We start from the raw sequence: 1010 nt of genomic DNA on the forward strand, positions 1-1010 counted from the left end.
ACCATTATTATGAAACGTGGAGATAAAGGTGTCTGGTCTAGTGTCCTAGAAGGTGATATGAAAGGTAAAGCATATGACTATAGTTTGACTTTTGTTAATGGTCTTAAGACGCAAACCGATGATCCATATTCTAAAGCTGTAACTGTTAATGGCGACCGTACAGTAATTGAAGATTATGACAATATAAAGCCTAATAACTTTAATAGAATGCCCGAATTCTCGAGTCCAACTCAAGCAATTATTTATGAAACTTCTATTCGTGATTTTTCAAGTGACCCTAATTCAGGAATTAAGGATAAAGGTAAATATTTAGGCATGATTGAATCAGGTAAAACACCAACTGGACAAGTAACAGGTCTAGCTTACCTTAAGGCACTTGGAATTACGCACGTTCAAATTATGCCATCATTTGATTATGCAAGTGTAGATGAAACAAAACCATTAGCTGATCAGTACAACTGGGGCTACGATCCTAAGAATTATGATGTACCAGAAGGTTCATATTCAAGTGATCCAAAGAATCCGACTGCTAGAATTAAAGAAATGAAGGAAATGATTAATGGACTTCATAAAGCAGGGATTAGAGTAGTAATGGATGTGGTTTACAATCACGTGTTTGATCCAAAGGATCAAGCCTTTGAATTAACGGTTCCTGGATACTATTTCCACTATGATAAAGACAATAATCCAACTGGCATTAGTGGATGCGGTAATGATATTCGTAGTACGGGAAAAATGGTTCGTAAATACATTGTTGACTCAGTAACGTATTGGGCTAAGCAATATAAAGTGGATGGTTTCCGCTTTGATATTATGTCGTTACTTGATACTGATACTATGAATGCTGTCAGAGCAGCTTTAGATAAAATTGATCCCGGAATAATAACTTATGGTGAAGGCTGGGATATGAATCCATACTGTAAAGAAGTAGGTACAAGTCAACCTAATGCTCCAAAAGTACCAGATGTAGGCTTCTTTAGTGATGATATTAGAAATACAGTTAAAGGTGA

General features: G+C 36.0%; 1 protein-coding gene. It reads left to right on the plus strand.

The window, feature by feature from the left end:
• A partial coding sequence (locus FC37_RS08450; protein WP_269082141.1) for an alpha-amylase family glycosyl hydrolase occupies nucleotides 1-1010 on the plus strand: 1010 nt, incomplete at both ends.

It is taken from the genome of Lactobacillus gallinarum DSM 10532 = JCM 2011 (genome assembly GCF_001434975.1).
In the GTDB taxonomy this organism is placed as follows: domain Bacteria; phylum Bacillota; class Bacilli; order Lactobacillales; family Lactobacillaceae; genus Lactobacillus; species Lactobacillus gallinarum.